The following is a 17,948-nucleotide window of genomic DNA, read 5'->3' on the forward strand; positions in this document are numbered from 1 at the left end:
CGTCGGGTGCGCATCAGCTGTACGACAGCCCCATCGCCTCACGGACGTCGCGCATCGTTTCGGTCGCGAACCGGCGTGCCTTGTCGCAGCCATCGGCGACGATCGCGCGCAACAGCGACGGGTCGTCCATGTACTTCTGCGCGCGCTCGAGCATCGGCTGCTGCTCGCGCAGAATCCCTTCGACGACCGGCTGCTTGCAATCGAGGCAACCGATGCCTGCCGAGCGGCAGCCCTTCTGCACCCACTCGTGGGTCGCTTCGTCGGTATAGACCTGATGCAACTGCCACACCGGACACTTGTCGGGGTCGCCCGGATCGGTGCGGCGCACGCGCGCGGGGTCGGTCGGCATCGTGCGGACCTTCTTCGTGATGGTTTCCGCGTCTTCGCGCAGGCCGATCGTGTTGCCGTACGACTTCGACATCTTCTGGCCGTCGAGACCCGGCATGCGCGACGCCTCCGTCAGCATCGCCTGCGGCTCGACGAGGATGATCTTGCGCGAACCTTCGAGATAGCCGAACAGGCGCTCGCGATCGCTCATCGACAGGCTTTGCGATTCCTGCAGCATCGCCCGCGCGCGTTCGAGCGCTTCGTCGTCGCCTTCCTGCTGATACGCGTTGCGCAACTCGTGATACAGCTTCGAGCGCTTGCCGCCGAGCTTCTTCGCGGCTTCGTTCGCCTTCTCCTCGAAGCCCGGCTCACGGCCGTACAGGTAGTTGAAACGACGGGCGATTTCGCGCGTCATCTCGACGTGCGGCACCTGGTCTTCACCGACCGGCACGAGCGAGCCGCGATACAGCAGAATGTCCGCCGCCATCAGCACCGGATAGCCGAGGAAGCCGTAGGTGGACAGGTCCTTGTCCTTCAGCTTTTCCATCTGCTCCTTGTAGGTCGGCACGCGTTCGAGCCAGCCGAGGGGCGTGCTCATGCCGAGCAGCAGCGCCAGCTCGGCATGCTCGGGCACCTTGCTCTGGATGAACAGCGTCGCCTGCGCCGGATCGATGCCGGAAGCGAGCCAGTCGATCAGCACGTCCCACACGTTCTTTTCGATCACTTCGGGCGTTTCGTAGTGCGTCGTCAGTGCGTGCCAGTCGACCACGCAGAAGAAGCACGGGTATTCGGACTGCAGCCGCACCCAGTTTTTCAGCACGCCGTGATAGTGGCCGAGGTGCAACGACCCGGTGGGCCGCATGCCGGAGAAGATACGGTCTGGGAACATGGTTATTTAGAAAAGCGAAACAAGTGGAGTCAGAATTGCGGTGATCGCGCTATACCCGAGCGTCACGAGTGGCCTCAACCAGAAACGCGTGAGCGTACCCGTCATCACCAGCGCCATCACGATGAAAAAGCCGTACGGCTCGAGCCGCGACAACGCGATCGATTGCTTCGGCGGCAACAGGGCCATCACCACGCGGCCGCCATCGAGCGGCGGCAGCGGAAACAGGTTCAGCACGCCGAGCACGAGATTGACGCCGACGCCCGCGCCCGCCATGCGCGTGAAAAACGGTTCGTTGACATTGAGCCCCGCGAGCGCAACGCCGAACACGCCCCAGAACAGCGCCTGGATGAAATTGCACATGGGCCCGGCCGCCGCGACCCATAGGCTGCCCCAGCGCGGGTTGCGCAGATTGCCGAACGCGACCGGCACCGGCTTCGCATAGCCGAACACGAACGCGCCGCTCGTCGCGAAGTACAGCAGCAGCGGAATGGCGATCGTGCCGAGCGGATCGATGTGCCGCATCGGGTTCAGCGACACGCGGCCGAGCACGTACGCGGTGTTGTCGCCGAGCCAGCGCGCGACGTAGCCGTGCGCAGCCTCGTGCAGCGTAATCGCGAAGATCACCGGCAGCGCGTACACCGCAATCGTCTGTATCAGGGAAGAATCCATAGCTCGCTATTGTAACAATGCGCTCGCGCGTGTCTGTCCGCTTTCGCTCACGACGCTCACGCCGTTTCCTCGAGACCGAACGGCGCGAGCGAGCCGCGCCCTGCCCGCACCAGCACCGGCTCCGAGCCGGTCAGATCGATCACGGTGGACGGCTCGCACACGCACGCGCCGCCGTCGATCACCAGATCGAGCTGCTTTTCGAGCCGCGCGCGGATTTCCTCGGGGTCGTTCAGCGGCTCGGTTTCGCCGGGCATGATCAGTGTCGAGCCGAGCAGCGGCTGGCCAAGCTCCTCGAGAATCGCGAGCGTGATCGCGTGATCCGGCACGCGCAGGCCGATCGTCTTGCGCGACGGATGCGACACGCGCCGCGGCACTTCCTTGGTGGCCTGCAGCACGAACACGTACGGACCCGGGGTCACCGACTTAAGCAGCCTGTACTGCCAGTTGTCCACCATAGCAAAATTGGCGAGCTCCGACAGATCACGCACGAGCAGCGACAGTAGTTGCTTTTCGTCGAGTCCGCGGATGCGCCGCAGGCGTTCGACCGCATCCTTGTCGTCGAGACGGCAGGCGAGCGCGTAGGTCGAATCGGTCGGCAAGGCGACCACGCCGCCGCCGTTGATGATCTGCACGGCCTGCTTGACGAGACGCGGTTGCGGATTGTCGGGGTGAAGCCGAAAGTATTGGGACATGGAGACTCACGATGGCGGCAGACGAACTGCGGCGGATGGGCTGCGGCGAGCAGAGCGCGTGCCGCATCCAGCCGGCCCGCGCGCGCGCCGTGCCGCTCCGGCACGGCGCGCGGTCACAGCCAGCGTTCCCAAACGGGCTTCAGATCGGCGGGTAGCGGCGGCAGTGCACCGAGTTCGATGCGGCCTTCGCCAGGCGCATGGAAGTCCGAACCGCGCGAGGCCTCGAAGCCATAGCGACGCGCGACGTCCGCATATTCGCGGTACTGGTCGGGCGTGTGGCTGCCGGTCACGACCTCGATCGCCTCGCCGCCGAGGTCGATGAATTCGCCAAAGAACGCGTCGAATTCGAGTTGCGAATATGCGTAACGACCGGGATGCGCGACGATCGCGACGCCGCCCGCGGCCTGGATCCAGCCGAGTGCGTCGGCGAGCCTGGCCCAGCGGTGCGCGACGTAAGCCGGCTTGCCGTCGCCGAGATAGCGGTCGAACACTTCCTGGGTGTTTGCGCAGTGGCCGTGCTCGACCAGGAAGCGCGCGAAATGCGTGCGCGACATCATGTCGGGATTCGATACGTAATGCAGCGCGCCCTCGTACGCGTCTGGAATGCCGAGCGTGGCCAGTTGCTCGCCGATTGCTTCGGCGCGCGCGGCGCGGCCGTCGCGCGTGCGGGCGAGACCGTCGATCAGGATCTGGCTGCCCGGATCGATGCCGAGTCCGACGATGTGCACGGTGCGCCCCGCCCACGTGACCGAAATCTCGACGCCGCTCAGGTAATCCATGCCGAGAGCCTCGGCCGCGGTGCGCGCCTCGTGCTGGCCGCCCACTTCGTCGTGATCGGTGAGCGCCCACAGCGTCACGCCGTTAGCGTGCGCGCGGCGCGCGACGTCGGCCGGCGCGAACTGGCCGTCGGAAACGGTGGAGTGGCAGTGAAGATCGGCGTTCATCGTGGTCCTGGAAGGGTTCTGCGATCATTTTACTGCAATGCAGTAAGGGGCCGCGGGGGTATCTCGCGACGCCAGTGCCGGTTGCCGGCGTGCCGCGAGGTCAAGACCAGTCAGCGCCGATCCCGCGACCTCCGGGCGCCCGAGCGCCGTTTCAAACGTAGCTTCAGGCGCGGTGTCAGGCGCAGAACCCCTCGATCAACGCGGCGATCTGCTCCGGCTGGTCGTGATGCACCATGTGCCCCGCGCCGTCGATGATCTTCTCGCGCCAATCGGGAAACGCCTGGAAACGCGCCTTGAATTCATCGAGCGGAATGTCGCCGGCGATCTGCGCGAGCGTCGGCGAGCCGGCGGCCTCGACGTGCAGCACCTTCGCGCTGACCTTACGCCACACCGCCATCACCTCGTCGAGGCGATACAGCGTCGGGCCGCGGACCTTGTGCGCTGGATCGGCGAGCAGCATGAAGCGCCCTTCGCCATCCGGCTTCGACCAGTGCTGCGCGAGAAATTGCGCACGCCGCGGCACGAGGCGCGGATTGGTTTTGATCAGGCGGGCGGCGACCTCGTCGAGCGACGCGTAGCGCTTGAGCTGGGGTGGATCGCGCAATTCGTCGAGCCAATTGAGCAGGCGCTTCGGCGCCTGCGCCGGATGCGATCGCGCAAGCCCGAAGCCTTCCAGATCGACCACACGCCGCACCCGCTGCGGCCGCACGCCCGCATACAGGCACACGACGTTCGCGCCCATGCTGTGACCGACGAGGTTCACCTGGCCGTCGGGCGCGTAGCGGTCGATCAGCGCGTCGAGATCGCCGAGATAGTCCTGCACCCAGTAGCTGCCGCCGCCGCGCTCGGCGACCGGCCAGTCGGACAGACCGAAGCCGCGCATGTCGGGCGCGATCACCTGCCAGTCGCCACCGAGCGCATCGACGACGAACTGGAACGACGCGCCGACGTCCATCCAGCCGTGCAGCATGAACAGTATCCGCGCATCGGGATGGCCCCAGCGCCGCACGTGCAGCCGGACGCCGCGCGCGGCAACGAACTCAGAGCGGGATGTATTCATGAACGGCGCACCCGTAAAAAAAGAATGGTCGTTCGATTATAGGAACAGCGGCGCAAGAAGTGGTAACGGTTTATTGACGCGATGCTCGATCGTCCGTTGCCTGCATGGCTTGCTGCGCATCCTGACTCGCGAGCGCGGCGAGTTCGGCGTCGTCGAAACCAGCGTCGCGGCGCGCTTCGAAATTGAACGGGCCACGCAGTTTCGGCGCGTGATACTGGTCGGCGAGACGCAGATAGGTGTGGTGCGGATCGAGGCCGTCCGCGTCGCACAGGTGACGGAACCAGCGGTTGCCGATCAGCACGTGGCCGATTTCATCGCGCAGGATCACGTCGAGAATCGCCGCCGACGCGTGATCGCCGGCCTGCTGCAGACGCGCGCGGATCGGCGGCGACGCGTCGAGGCCGCGCGCTTCGAGCGTACGCGGCACGAGCGCCATGCGCGCGAGCACGTCACCACGGGTGCGCTCGCACATATCCCATAGGCCGCCGTGCGCCGGGAAGTCGCCGTACGCGTGGCCATATTCGGCGAGACGCGCGGCGAGCAGCGAGTAGTGATACGCCTCTTCGGCGGCGACTTTGAGCCAGTCGGTATAGAACCCGGCGGGCATGCCGGGGAAACGCCAGATGGCGTCGAGCGCCAGATTGATCGCATTGAACTCGATGTGCGCGAGCGCGTGGAGCAGCACCGCGCGGCCCTGCGGCGACTGCATGCTGCGTCGACCGAGTTGGCGCGGTTCGACCAGTTCGGGCCGTTCGGGGCGGCCCGGCAGGCCAGCGGGCTCGGCGAGATCGAGGCCGGAGTCACAGAGCGCGCGACCGTCGAGTACCGCAGCGTACAACTCGCGGGCCGCCCCGGCCTTCGCGGCCGGATCCCGCTCGCGCAACGCCGCGAGCGCGGCGCGGCGCGCACACGGCGGCTCGTCGTGAGAATTCGATGCGCGAGAAGCGACAGAAACGGGCGAAGCGGCGGACGTCATGACAAACGGATCGGCGTTGGAGGCGGTAAAGACGGCGGACAGACGGCGGCTGAGCCGCGCGCGAGCGGCCAAGCGGCTCATGCACACAACCGTTTACAATACCCGATTCGACCAACCGGCGCGCTTTCGGGCACGCCCGTCAGTTGGCGACGCAAGACCGCCAACCTCGCGCCGCGCCGGCTGCGCGCCGCCCCGCCCATGCGTGGCAACCGATCAGACCATCATCGTGAACAGGATCGGAGTCACCGAAGGCCCGGCTCTGACCAACCAGGAGACGTTGTGACGATTTACAAGCTGGGCGAAGCCGCCCCGATCATTCATGAAAGCGTGTTCGTCGCGGATTCGGCGAACATCATCGGCAACGTAACGCTCGAGGAGAACGCGAGCGTGTGGTTCGGCGCGACACTGCGCGGCGACAACGAGCCGATCACGATCGGCGCCGGCAGCAACGTGCAGGAAAGCGCGGTGCTGCACACCGACCCCGGCTATCCGCTGACGGTCGAGTCGAACGTGACGATCGGCCATCAGGCGATGCTGCACGGCTGCACGATCAAGGAAGGCGCGTTGATCGGAATTCAGGCGGTGGTCTTGAATGGCGCGGTGATCGGCCGCAACTGTCTGGTCGGAGCGGGCGCCATCGTCACCGAGGGCAAGGTGTTTCCCGACAATACGCTGATCCTCGGCGCGCCCGCGAAGGCGGTGCGCGAACTGACGGAAGCGGATATCGCCAACATGCAGCGCGGCGCGGCAAGCTATGCCGGGCGCCGCGAGTATTTCAAGGCGCAGCTCGTACGCATCGGCTAGACGGCCGGCGCACGGTGCGCAAAGGCGCGGCGTCATGCCGCGTCATTCTAGCGAGGAAAAGTTGTGAGCGACCAGTTGCAAAAATTCATGTTCAGCGCGGCGCCGGTGCGCGGCGAGATCGTTTCCCTGCGCAATACCTGGCAGGACGTGCTGACGCGCCGCGATTATCCGGCGCCCGTGCGAACGATTCTGGGCGAAATGATGGCCGCGTGCGCGCTGCTGTCGGCGAACCTGAAGTTCGACGGCACGCTCGTCATGCAGATTTTCGGCGATGGCCCGGTCAAGATGCTGGTCGTGCAGTGCAGCTCGAACCTGACGATGCGCGCCACCGCGAAGCTGTCCGGCGAAGCCGCCCATACGATCGACGACACGACCTCGCTCATCGATCTGGTGAACGCGAGCGGCTACGGCCGCTGCGTGATCACGCTCGACCCGACCGCCAAGCAGCCCGGCCAGCAGCCGTACCAGAGTATCGTGCCGCTGTCGGGCGTGGACGGAGCGCTGAAGTCGATCGCCGAGGTGCTCGAGCACTATATGCATCACTCCGAGCAGCTCGACACGCGCATGTGGCTCGCGGCGAACACCGAGCGCGCGGTCGGCATGCTGCTGCAGAAACTGCCGGGCGACGGCGGCATCGTCCCGCATCCGGGCGAGCTCGACGCGGATACGTGGGAACGCGTGTGCACGCTCGGCGGCACGCTGTCGCACGACGAGCTGCTGAAGGAAGAACCTGAGACGGTGTTCCGACGCCTGTTCTGGCAGGAAAACGTCCAGCATTTCGAGCCGGTTACCGCGCGCTTCGAATGCACGTGCTCGCGCGAAAAAGTCGGCGCGATGCTGAAGATGCTTGGCCGCGATGAAGTCGACAGCGTGATCGAGGAACGCGGCCACGTCGAGATTCACTGCGAGTTTTGTAACCAGCGCTACGAGTTCGACCCGGTCGACGTCGCGCAACTTTTCGTGGCCGGCGGACTCTCACAGGGTGTGACGCCGGCGGCCGCGCAACGGCACTAGACCGCGCTTTCGCCGAAGCGGAGTACGTGCCCGTGAACTGATCGGGCTCTTCAACGCAAGTCCTGACCGCGCCGCCCCATGCCTCGTCACGGCTCGGGCGGCGCGTTGCTTTTGAGCGCGGCGTTGATACTTTGGAAGGATGCGGCACTGCGCGTTGGAAGACGCTTGCTCGAGCCTCGGACCGATGGAGATTCGACCATGAAGCACACGCTTTCGTTGATCCTTGCCGTCCTCACGGGCAGCGCGGTGCTGGCCGGCTGCTCGATCGATCCGCGTGGCCCAGCGCCGATTCTGAGCCGTCTGCCGCCCGATCAGGCCGAAGCCATCAGTCATACGCAGACGCTGACACCGGAGGAACGCGCGCGCTATGACGCGATCGAGCAACAGGTCATGTTCGAACAGAATCAGACGATGGCCGCGGACGCCGCCGCGCAAGCCTGGTCGCGCTACTACTCGCGTTCGCCGCCCGTGAGGTTTTCCGCGGGCTTCTCGAGCGGCGGCTGGGGACGTGGCTGGGGAACCGGGATCGGCGTCGGGTTCGGGCCGTATTGGGGCTGGTAGGGCGAACACGGCAGCATAAAAACAAAAAAGCGCGGTTCAGGATGAACCGCGCTTTTTTTGCGCCTTCCTGCGAGGCCGATGCGAAATATCGAACCTCAGTGCACCGGCTTCTTCTCCTTCGCAGCCGCTGCCTTCCCGCCATGCTTGCGATCCGGCTTCGCCCGCGACTCCGGATTCGGCACCACATGCAGCGGCGCGGCCGACACCTCACCGCGCGTCGAGGTGTTCGCCGACGGCGTATTCGCCAACGGCAACGGCTGGTTCGGCGACACGAACTGCACGAACACTTCGCCGTCCTTGACCATGCCCATTTCGTAGCGCGCCCGCTCTTCGACCGCGGCCGTGCCATTCTGCAGGTCCTGCACTTCGCCCTGGATGCGCTCGTTGCGCAGCTTCGCGTCGGCATTCTTCTGCAGTTGCTGCGCGAGTTGTCCCTGCAACTCATGCACGCGCAGCCAGCCGCCGTGCCCCCACCAGAGCGGGTACTGGATCAACGCCAGCAGAACGATCAGGACAGCAGTGACAAGCCGCATGAAGTAAGCACAATAAATACGCGCCGCCCTGCGCTATACGCAGGGCGGCGAGGTCAATCAGAAACGAAGGATAACCGGCTCATCGATCGGCGTGAACAATCTGGCGAAGACCGCTTAGCGCAGATTGTAGAAGGCCGACTTGCCCGGGTAGCTCGCGATATCGCCGAGATCTTCCTCGATACGCAGCAGCTGGTTGTACTTCGAGATGCGGTCGGAACGCGACAGCGAACCTGTCTTGATCTGGCCGGCGTTCAGACCGACGGCGATGTCCGCGATCGTCGAGTCTTCAGTTTCGCCCGAACGGTGCGAAATCACCGCCGTGTAGCCCGCGCGCTTGGCCATTTCGATCGCCGCGAAGGTTTCCGTCAGCGTGCCGATCTGGTTGATCTTGATCAGGATCGAGTTCGCGATGCCCTTCTCGATGCCTTCCTTCAGGATGCGCGTGTTCGTCACGAACAGGTCGTCGCCCACCAGCTGGACCTTGTTGCCGAGCTTGTCGGTCAGCGTCTTCCAGCCTTCCCAGTCGCCCTCGTGCATGCCGTCTTCGATCGACACGATCGGGAACTTGTCGGCGAGGTTCGCGAGGTAGTCCGCGAATTCCGTCGACGACAGCTGCAGGCCTTCGCCCGCGAGCTGGTACTTCCCGTCGTGGTAGAACTCGCTCGCTGCGCAGTCGAGCGCGAGCAGCACGTCTTCACCGGCGCGGTAGCCTGCTTTCTCGATGGCTTGCAAAATAGTGGACAGGCATTCCTCGTTGCTGCCGAAGTTCGGTGCGAAGCCGCCTTCGTCGCCGACTGCCGTGCTCATGCCGCGGTCCGACAGGATCTTCTTCAGCGCGTGGAACACTTCGGCGCCGCAGCGCAGTGCTTCGCGGAAGCTCGGCTGGCTGACCGGCACGATCATGAATTCCTGGATGTCCAGGCTGTTGTTCGCATGCGCGCCGCCGTTGACGATGTTCATCATCGGCACCGGCAGTTGCATGGCGCCCGAGCCGCCGAAGTAGCGGTACAGCGGCAGACCGGCCTCCTCAGCCGCGGCCTTCGCGACGGCCATCGACACGGCCAGCATCGCGTTCGCGCCGAGGCGCGACTTGTTGTCGGTGCCGTCGAGCTCGAGCAGCGTCTTGTCGAGGAACGCCTGCTCGGAAGCGTCGAGACCCATGATCGCTTCGGAGATTTCCGTGTTGATGTGCTCGACGGCCTTCAGTACACCCTTGCCGCCGTAGCGGCCGGCTTCGCCGTCGCGCAGTTCGATCGCTTCGCGCGAGCCGGTCGACGCGCCCGACGGCACGGCCGCGCGCCCCATCGTGCCCGACTCGAGCAGCACGTCGCATTCGACGGTGGGGTTGCCTCGCGAATCGAGAATCTCTCGACCGATGATGTCTACGATAGCACTCATGGTTTCCTCAAAGGATGACGTTGAATTCTTTACTGTGGCCTTGCATTGCGCACCTGCCGGTCTCCCCGACAGACAGCTCGCGCGCCGATACGTTCGACGACCATTATGCGAAAACGCCGCGGGTCGATTATCGAGGGCAATCGTGACACGCGGCGCACACCTGAATCAGTTGAAATCGCTTTCGAGGAACGGCCCGCGCTTGACGGCCCGGTCGAGCGTGACGAGCGTCTCGAGCAGGTCGGCCATGCGATTGAGCGGCACCGCGTTCGGCCCGTCCGACTTCGCTTGCGCCGGATTCGGGTGCGTTTCCATGAACAGACCGGCGACGCCGACCGCGACCGCGGCGCGCGCGAGCACCGGCACGAATTCGCGCTGGCCGCCCGAGCTCGTGCCCTGACCGCCCGGCAACTGCACCGAATGCGTCGCGTCGAACACGACCGGCGCGTTGGTCTCGCGCATGATCGCGAGCGAACGCATGTCCGACACGAGGTTGTTATAGCCGAACGACACGCCGCGCTCGCACGCCATGAAGCGGTCTTCGGACAGACCCGCTTCACGCGCGGCGTCGCGCGCCTTGTCGATCACGTTCTTCATGTCGTGCGGCGCGAGAAATTGGCCCTTCTTGATGTTGACCGGCTTGCCCGAGCGCGCGCACGCGTGGATGAAGTCGGTCTGACGGCACAGGAACGCGGGCGTTTGCAGCACGTCGACGACCGACGCCACCTGCTCGATCTCGTGTTCGGCGTGCACGTCGGTCAGCACCGGCAGACCGAGCTGGCGCTTCACTTCCGACAGGATGCGCAGACCTTCGTCCATGCCCAGACCGCGAAACGACTTGCCGCTGCTGCGATTGGCCTTGTCGTACGACGATTTGTAGATGAACGGAATGTTCAGCTTCGCGCAGATTTCCTTCAGGCGGCCGGCCGTGTCGATCGTCATCTGTTCGGATTCGACGACACAGGTACCGGCGATCAGGAAAAACGGCTTGTCGAGCCCGACGTCGAAATCGCCCAGTTTCATGCTTTCTCCTCGACCCTCGACTGCTGATGCGCGAGCGCCGCTTCGACGAACGACTTGAACAGCGGATGACCGTCACGCGGCGTAGACGTGAATTCAGGGTGGAACTGGACGCCGACGAACCACGGGTGCATGCTGCGCGGCAGCTCCATCATTTCCGGCAAATCCTCGCTCGGGGTACGGGCGCTAATGATGAGGCCACCGCCTTCGAGCTGGGGCACGAAACGGTTATTCACCTCATAACGGTGACGGTGGCGTTCGTTCACATCGGTGCCGTAGATCTCTTCGGCGAGCGTGCCGGGCTTGATCGGACAGCGCTGCGAGCCGAGGCGCATCGTGCCGCCGAGATCCGACTCTTCGGTACGCTTCTCGACGCGGCCTTCGCGGTCGTACCACTCGGTGATCAGCGCGACCACGCGGTTCTTCGTTTCCTGATCGAATTCGGTGCTGTTCGCGTCCTTCAGGCCGACGACGTCGCGGGCGAATTCGATCACGGCGAGCTGCATGCCGAGGCAGATGCCGAGATACGGCACGTTCGCTTCGCGCGCATAACGGATCGCGGCGATCTTGCCTTCGGTGCCGCGACGGCCGAAGCCGCCCGGCACGAGCACCGCGTCAAGATGCTTGAGGCTCCCGACGCCTTGCGTTTCGATTTCTTCGGAGTCGATGTACTCGATGTTCACGCGCGTCGACGTATGCATCGACGCATGACGCAGCGCTTCGATCAGCGACTTGTACGACTCGGTCAGATCGACGTACTTGCCGACCATGCCGATCGTCACTTCGTGCTTCGGGTTCTGCAGCTTCTCGACGAGGTCCGACCACATGGACAGGTCCGCCGCCTTCGGCGTGAGCTTCAGCTCTTCGCAGATGATCGCGTCGAGACCCTGGTCGTGCAGCATCTGCGGAATCTTGTAGATGCTGTCCGCGTCCCACACGGAAATCACCGCGTCTTCGGGCACGTTCGAGAACAGCGAGATCTTCGCGCGCTCGTCGTCCGGAATGCGGCGGTCGGCACGGCACAGCAGCACGTGCGGCAAGATACCGATTTCGCGCAGCTTCTGCACGCTGTGCTGGGTCGGCTTGGTTTTGAGTTCGCCGGCCGTGGCGACCCAGGGCACCAGCGTCAGGTGCACGAAGCACGCGCTGTTGCGGCCGAGGCGCAGGCTCATCTGGCGCGCGGCTTCGAGGAACGGCAGCGATTCGATGTCACCCACCGTGCCACCCACTTCGACGATCGCGACATCCGGCTCGCCGCACGTCGCAGACGCTGCGCCGCGCTCGACGAATGCCTGGATTTCGTTCGTGATGTGCGGGATGACCTGCACGGTCTTGCCGAGATAATCGCCGCGGCGTTCCTTGCGGATTACCGACTCGTAAATCTGGCCCGTGGTGAAGTTGTTGGCCTTGCGCATCTTCGTGCTGATGAAGCGCTCGTAGTGGCCGAGGTCGAGGTCGGTTTCCGCTCCGTCTTCCGTCACGAACACTTCGCCGTGCTGAAACGGGCTCATCGTGCCGGGGTCGACGTTGATGTAGGGATCGAGTTTGAGGAGGGTGACTTTAAGACCGCGCGATTCGAGGATCGCGGCGAGGGAAGCGGCGGCAATACCCTTGCCGAGGGAAGATACTACGCCGCCGGTGACGAAAACATATTTGGTCATCGCTGGATGCTCGCGGGAAAAACGGATTATACCGTAAAGGATGGTCCCGACCCAGCAAAAAACGGCCGACCCACGCGTGCCGAGGCCGCCTCGCGTGGCAGCCGGCGCAGCGGTTTGGGGCCCGCTTCGTGCGCGCAGCACGTCAGGCGGTTCGCTCCAGCTCACGCAGCATGCGTTGCACCGCGCGCGCGGTTTCGATCGGCTTTTCCATCGGATACAGATGGCTGCCCTCGATCCACTCGACATGGCCGCCGGTCGCGCGTCGCGTCGCGTCGAGCCCGGCCTGGCGGATTTCCTTCGAGCGTGTCCCGGCGATGAACCCGACCGGCACCGGCGCGCCGCGCGCGAGCCGCGCGCCGAGCGTATGCGGCAGCGTCCGGTAGATCTGGTATTCGATGCGACGATCGAACGCGAGCACCCGGGTGCCGTCGGGCGAACTCTGCGGAATGCCGAAGTCGATGTAGTCGGACAGCATGCGCTCGTCCCAACGCGCGAACGCGGGCTTCGAATGGAAGTGCCGCCATGCTTCGTCACGGCTCGTCCATTGCGTGCGCCGCTTGCGCGTCGCGGCGGCGGGCGACAGCCGCTCGTCGAGCCCGGTCCATTGCGACACGCGCAGCATGCTGCTGCGCCAGCCGGCGATCACCGGCGAGTCGAGCATCACGACGCCCCTCACCCACTGCGACTTTTTCAGCGCCGCCATCAGCGACAGATAACCGCCGAGCGAATGCCCGACGAGCCACACCGGCTGCTCGTACTTGCGGGCGATGTCGTCAAGCAGTTGCTCGACCAGATGGGGCCAGTCCTGCGTGACCGGAAAGCGCGGATCATGGCCGATCCGCTCGATCGAGCGCACGTCGTAGTCGTCGGAGAGCTCGGCGAAGATCGTCCGGTAAGTCGAGGCCGGAAAGCCGTTCGCATGCGTGAAATGGATGATGTTTTTCAACTGCGGCGATCTCCGTTGTGTTTTTTACGCGTGGGCGGTGCTTTGCCTGTGCCGCTGCTTATACCGCTGCTTGCGCCTGTTGTCTGCGCTGTTGCGCTCATCGGGCCGCGACGCGCTCAGGGCTCCATCCAGTAGCGGCGCTGCGTGTCCCGATAGCGCTCGAGCGTGAGCGCGGCGCCCTCCTCACCGCGCGCGCCCGGATCGACGTCGACCCTCACGGCGCCATCGCGATCGCTGCGCCCGAGTTCGATATGACGCGCCGCGTAGCGCGCGAACACGCCCGCATTCGGATGATGGAAGCGATTCTCGTAGCCTACCTGAAATAACGCGATGGACGGATCGATAGAGTCGAGGAACGGCTCGGTCGACGACGTTTTGCTGCCATGATGCGGCACCATCAACACTTGCGCGCGCAGCATAGCGGGATCGCGCGCGAGCAGCGCGCGTTCGGTCGGCGCTTCGATGTCGGCGGTCAGCAGGGCCGTGAAACGCGGCGCGTTCGCACCGACGAACGCCGCCGCCTGGCTTGCGTTGGTGGGCGGCAACGTGCTGACCCTCAACACGCAGCAATGCTCGTTCGCCTTGCCCGTGAGTGCCCCGACGTCAGGCCACAGCACGGCGAACTCAACACCATCCCACTGCCAGCGCTGCCCCGCCACGCACGGCAGCGTCTGCGTGCCATGCTGTTTTGCCTTCGGCCACAGCGGATTGTCCGGCGCCAGAGCAGCCACCAGCTGACGCACCTCGATCGCATCGAAAACGGCAGGGGCGCCGCCCGCATGATCCGAATCGGCGTGACTGATCATCAGCGTATCGAGCGTCGTCACGCCTTGCGCCCGCAGGAACGGCACCACCACGCGCTCGCCAGCGTGGCTCGATTCCGGACCGGGACCCGCATCGAACAGCAAGGCGTGATGCGCGGTCTGCACGAGCACCGACGAGCCCTGCCCGACATCGAGCGCAGTCAGACGGAACGCGCCCGATGGCTCGGCGAGTGCGCCGCTTGCGCTGGGCATCAGCAGCGGCAGCCACGACAGCGGCGCCGCCCAGCGCAGGGGCCAGCCGCGCGGCGCGAGACACCACAGCACACCGAGCGCCGCCGCGGCCAGCGCCCACGCATGCGGCTGCGGCAGCCACCACAGCGTCCAGCGCGGTCCCGACGCCAGTTGCAGGCCGGCCGCGAGACCATCGAGCAGCGTGTGCGCGGCGCGCCACGCGAACGCATCGAGCGGCGCGGGCAATGCGACGCCCGCGAGCACCGTCGGCGTGACGAGCAGGCTCACCCAGGGAATCGCGAACGCGTTCGCGAGCGGACCGGCGAGCGGAATTTGCGCGAACCAGTAGGCGGTCAGCGGCGCCAGCGCGACCGTCACCGCGAACTGCGCGTGAGCGGCGCTGCGCAACCGTTCGGCGAGCACGCGCAGACGCCGGATCGATACGGGACACGCCGCGCTGCCCTCCTCGCCTTCATGTTGACGGGACGCCAGTGGAACCCGCACGCGCGGCCGCCCCGACATCGCGAACAGGATCGCGCCGACCGCGCAAAACGACAGCCAGAATCCGGCCGACACGACCGCCCACGGATCGACCAGCAGCACGAGCCCGAGCGCCCACGCGAGCACCGTGGAGCGCGCTAGCTGCCGGCCGCCGACGAACGCCAGCGCGACGAGCGCGGCCATCCACAGCGCGCGTTGCGCTGGCACGTTGAAGCCCGCGAGCGCGGCATGCAGTGCGGCGAACATCGCACCCGCCGTCACGCCGACGAGCTGCGCGGGCAAGCGCAGCGGCCAGTTGCGGCCGAGCCACCCCGAACGTCGCCAGATTGCCGCCGCGAGCCAGCCGGTCAGCCCCGCGACCAAGCCGAGATGCAAGCCCGAAATCGCCACCAGATGACTCGTGCCGGTGCCGCGCATCAATTGCCAGTCGGCGGGGCTCACTTCGTCCTGCGCGCCGATCGCGAGCGCGACGACGATGCCGCGATGCGGCGCATCGGCAAGCACCGCGTCGATACGCGCACGCAACCCGGCGCGCCAGCGGTCGACCAGCACGGCGAGCCCGCGCGCGTGACCGGTCAGGCGCCGCGCATGGTCCGGCACGCTCACGTAGCCGGTCGCGCGGACGTTGCGCGCGAGCAGACTCGCCTCTGCATCGCGCACGCCGAAATTCGCGTTGCCGTGCGGGCGCTTCAGGCGCACGGTCAGACGCCAGCGTTCGCCCGGTTCGAGCCGCGGCGTCGCGGCGCCGCGCGCGATCCAGGCTAGCTGGATCACGCGCGGGAAAGCGGCGAGCCGCGCACCGTTCGTCTCGACGTCGAACAGGAAGCGCGCGCCTTTGTCGTCACGCGTCGGCAATCCCTTGATCGTGCCGACCACCTCGATATCGCGCCCCTCCCACTCGTGCGGCAGGCTCACCGCGAGCCGCGTTTGCGCGCGCACGGCCGCGTAGCCGAAGCCGACGCAGATCGCCGCGCACCACACCGCGCCCCAACCGGCCACCCGCCGCATGCGAGCGTCGCGCCATACGCCGCTAGCGAGCTGGTGCGAGAAGCCCCGCTCGTGTTCGCGCTGGAGCGCCGCACCGGCCGCACCTGCCGCACCTGTCACACCCGCCGCCGCAGCCGCTCCGCCGCCACGCAAACCCCACACCGCAACGCCGGCCGCCGTGCAGCCGAGCAGTATCAACGCGCACCATGTGCCTGTATCCGGCAACACCGCCTGTCGCTGCAGCCAGACCACCCCCAACGCAAATCCACACCAGACCGCCCGCATCCGCCCTCCGTACCCGCTGGCGCCGGGCCTCGTCACCGCGCCAGCGAACGGGCAGCAGCGAGCCCGCCGGGCGTGGGGATCGCCCGACGCGAACCCTTTCGATCAACGGAATCGATTATGCAGAGGAAAGCGCGAGTCGCGGCAGCGCGGCGAGCGCGTTAGCCGTTGTGCCAAGGGCGGCTGCGTCGGAAGTGACACCGCGCAGTCGCGCGAGGCTCGCGCCGATCGCCGGAATCTGCTCGGGTGAATTGCGCTGCCTGTACATCCACGACGGCGCGATATCCGGCGCGTCGGTCTCGACGACCAGCGCATCGAACGGCAGCTGTTCGGCGAGTCGCCGGATCTGCCGGGCGCGCTCGAACGTGAGGTTGCCGCCGAACCCAAGATGCATGCCCTGATCGATGTACGCCTGCGCCTGCTGGAAACTGCCATTGAACGCGTGCGCGATGCCGCGATGAATCTGATGCCGGCGCAGTCCTTTGATCACCTGATCCTGCGATTTGCGCACATGGCAGATGACCGGCAAATCGAATTCGCGCGCGAGCTGCAACTGGCCGTTGTAGAAAAACTGCTGGCGCGCATCGTCGAGGCCGTCGACGAAATAGTCGAGCCCGATCTCGCCGATGCCGACGAAGCGCGGATCGTCGAGACTCGCCTCGATCTCCATGCGCAACAGGTCGAGGTCGGCATCGACGGCGTGCGGCGTGAGGAGCGGATGAATGCCGAGCGCGTACGCGCCGCCGTCGACGCGATGCGCGAGCTCGCGCACCGCCGCGAAGTTCTGTCGCCCGATCGCCGGAATCACGATGCGCGACACCCCCGCATGGCGCGCGGACGCCGCAACCGCATCACGGTCGGCGTCGAACTCCGAAGCGTCGAGATGGCAGTGCGTATCGATCCACATGGGTTATCTCGCTGGCAAGAGGACGGACCGTGCCGGCCCGCACTCAGACCGGCACCGGCGGCTCTTCGTGCAGCACGCCGTCGCGCAACCGCATGATGCGATCACAGCGGCCCGCCAGCTCCGGGTCGTGCGTGACGATCACGAAGCTCGTCTCGAGCGTGCGCGACAGTTCGAGCATCAGGTTGAAGACCGTGTCGGCGGTGCCGCCGTCAAGGTTACCGGTCGGCTCGTCGGCGAGCACGCAGGCGGGCTTCGTGACGAGCGCACGCGCGATCGCGACACGCTGACGCTCGCCGCCCGACAGCTCGCCCGGCCGATGCTTCGCGCGATGCCCCATGCCGACGCGCTCCAGCACCGCCATGGCCTCGCGGCGCGCGACTTCGGTCGTCTCGCGACGAATCCGCAGCGGCATCGCGACGTTATCGAGGGCGGAAAACTCCGGCAGCAGATGGTGAAACTGATACACGAAACCGAGCGCGCGATTGCGCAGGACGTTGCGCTCGCGCTCGGAGAGTTTCGTGAACGGCTTGCCGAGCACCGACACGTGGCCCGTGCTCGGATCGTCGAGACCGCCGAGCACGTGCAGCAGCGTGCTCTTGCCGGAGCCCGACGCGCCGACGATCGCGAGCTTCTCGCCCCGCCGCACGGCGAGTTGCGCATTGTTGAGCACCTGCACGTTCAGCCCGCCCTGCACGAACGCTTTGGAAATGCCGGTGGCTTCGAGCACGAACGGATGCGACGCGGAGTCCTGAGCGGTCATGGATGAATCGGTTGAGGGATGGACG

General features: G+C 66.0%; 17 protein-coding genes. 3 read left to right on the forward strand and 14 right to left on the reverse strand.

The features are described 5' to 3' along the window. Positions 1 to 13: 13 nt before the first annotated feature. The 6 genes from HDG34_RS02025 to HDG34_RS02050 form a co-directional block, all read right to left on the reverse strand. Complete coding sequence (locus HDG34_RS02025) at positions 14 to 1,216, reverse strand: tryptophan--tRNA ligase (RefSeq protein ID WP_129959391.1); 1,203 nt, start codon at positions 1,214 to 1,216, stop codon at positions 14 to 16. Between the two features lie 6 nt (positions 1,217 to 1,222). Continuing rightward, complete coding sequence (locus tag HDG34_RS02030) at positions 1,223 to 1,885, reverse strand: site-2 protease family protein (RefSeq protein ID WP_090800750.1); 663 nt, start codon at positions 1,883 to 1,885, stop codon at positions 1,223 to 1,225. Positions 1,886 to 1,941: 56 nt separating this feature from the next. Next, positions 1,942 to 2,577, reverse strand: a complete 636-nt coding sequence (locus HDG34_RS02035) for an L-threonylcarbamoyladenylate synthase (RefSeq protein WP_090800752.1) — start codon at positions 2,575 to 2,577, stop codon at positions 1,942 to 1,944. Between the two features lie 113 nt (positions 2,578 to 2,690). Further along, complete coding sequence (locus HDG34_RS02040) at positions 2,691 to 3,521, reverse strand: 3',5'-nucleoside bisphosphate phosphatase (protein WP_184057307.1); 831 nt, start codon at positions 3,519 to 3,521, stop codon at positions 2,691 to 2,693. Positions 3,522 to 3,696: 175 nt separating this feature from the next. Then, positions 3,697 to 4,581 (reverse strand): alpha/beta fold hydrolase, encoded by an 885-nt coding sequence (locus tag HDG34_RS02045; protein WP_184057309.1) that lies wholly within the window; start codon positions 4,579 to 4,581, stop codon positions 3,697 to 3,699. A gap of 70 nt (positions 4,582 to 4,651) precedes the next feature. Next, positions 4,652 to 5,557 (reverse strand): ferritin-like domain-containing protein, encoded by a 906-nt coding sequence (locus HDG34_RS02050; RefSeq protein WP_184057405.1) that lies wholly within the window; start codon positions 5,555 to 5,557, stop codon positions 4,652 to 4,654. 279 nt (positions 5,558 to 5,836) lie between these two features. Between HDG34_RS02050 and HDG34_RS02055 the strand changes: the two genes are divergently transcribed. The 3 genes from HDG34_RS02055 to HDG34_RS02065 all read left to right on the forward strand — a co-directional run bounded on the left by HDG34_RS02055 (position 5,837) and on the right by HDG34_RS02065 (position 7,936). After that, complete coding sequence (locus HDG34_RS02055; protein WP_184004143.1) at positions 5,837 to 6,361, forward strand: gamma carbonic anhydrase family protein; 525 nt, start codon at positions 5,837 to 5,839, stop codon at positions 6,359 to 6,361. A 63-nt stretch (positions 6,362 to 6,424) separates the two neighbouring features. Next, on the forward strand, positions 6,425 to 7,375 hold the full coding sequence (hslO, locus tag HDG34_RS02060; protein WP_090800759.1) for an Hsp33 family molecular chaperone HslO: 951 nt from the start codon (positions 6,425 to 6,427) through the stop codon (positions 7,373 to 7,375). 198 nt (positions 7,376 to 7,573) lie between these two features. Then, entirely contained in the window at positions 7,574 to 7,936 is a 363-nt protein-coding gene (locus HDG34_RS02065) for a hypothetical protein (protein WP_090800761.1), read from the forward strand. Between the two features lie 95 nt (positions 7,937 to 8,031). Here HDG34_RS02065 and ftsB read toward each other — a convergent pair whose 3' ends face one another. From ftsB to lolD, 8 genes are all read right to left on the reverse strand, one after another. After that, a complete protein-coding gene (gene ftsB / locus HDG34_RS02070; RefSeq protein WP_090800763.1) occupies positions 8,032 to 8,469 on the reverse strand; it encodes a cell division protein FtsB in 438 nt (145 codons plus the stop codon). A gap of 114 nt (positions 8,470 to 8,583) precedes the next feature. Further along, positions 8,584 to 9,867 carry a phosphopyruvate hydratase gene (eno, locus tag HDG34_RS02075; protein WP_018417543.1) on the reverse strand — a complete coding sequence of 428 codons (1,284 nt, stop codon included), beginning with the start codon at positions 9,865 to 9,867 and terminating at the stop codon, positions 8,584 to 8,586. 165 nt (positions 9,868 to 10,032) lie between these two features. Beyond that, positions 10,033 to 10,887 carry a 3-deoxy-8-phosphooctulonate synthase gene (gene kdsA / locus HDG34_RS02080; protein WP_090800765.1) on the reverse strand — a complete coding sequence of 285 codons (855 nt, stop codon included), beginning with the start codon at positions 10,885 to 10,887 and terminating at the stop codon, positions 10,033 to 10,035. Next, complete coding sequence (locus tag HDG34_RS02085; protein ID WP_184057312.1) at positions 10,884 to 12,545, reverse strand: CTP synthase; 1,662 nt, start codon at positions 12,543 to 12,545, stop codon at positions 10,884 to 10,886. Before HDG34_RS02085 ends, kdsA begins: the two co-directional genes overlap by 4 nt. Positions 12,546 to 12,687: 142 nt before the next feature. Next, positions 12,688 to 13,491: an alpha/beta fold hydrolase gene (locus HDG34_RS02090; protein ID WP_184057314.1), complete on the reverse strand. Its 804-nt coding sequence runs from the start codon at positions 13,489 to 13,491 to the stop codon at positions 12,688 to 12,690. A 116-nt stretch (positions 13,492 to 13,607) separates the two neighbouring features. After that, positions 13,608 to 16,259 (reverse strand): DNA internalization-related competence protein ComEC/Rec2, encoded by a 2,652-nt coding sequence (locus HDG34_RS02095; RefSeq protein WP_184057316.1) that lies wholly within the window; start codon positions 16,257 to 16,259, stop codon positions 13,608 to 13,610. 115 nt (positions 16,260 to 16,374) lie between these two features. Beyond that, on the reverse strand, positions 16,375 to 17,163 hold the full coding sequence (locus HDG34_RS02100; RefSeq protein WP_184057318.1) for a TatD family hydrolase: 789 nt from the start codon (positions 17,161 to 17,163) through the stop codon (positions 16,375 to 16,377). Positions 17,164 to 17,206: 43 nt separating this feature from the next. Next, positions 17,207 to 17,923 carry a lipoprotein-releasing ABC transporter ATP-binding protein LolD gene (lolD, locus tag HDG34_RS02105; RefSeq protein ID WP_409259237.1) on the reverse strand — a complete coding sequence of 239 codons (717 nt, stop codon included), beginning with the start codon at positions 17,921 to 17,923 and terminating at the stop codon, positions 17,207 to 17,209. Between the last annotated feature and the right edge of the window lie 25 nt (positions 17,924 to 17,948).

Origin of the sequence: Paraburkholderia sp. HC6.4b, from assembly GCF_014200875.1 — a bacterium.
GTDB classification, from domain to species: Bacteria; Pseudomonadota; Gammaproteobacteria; order Burkholderiales; family Burkholderiaceae; genus Paraburkholderia; species Paraburkholderia tuberum.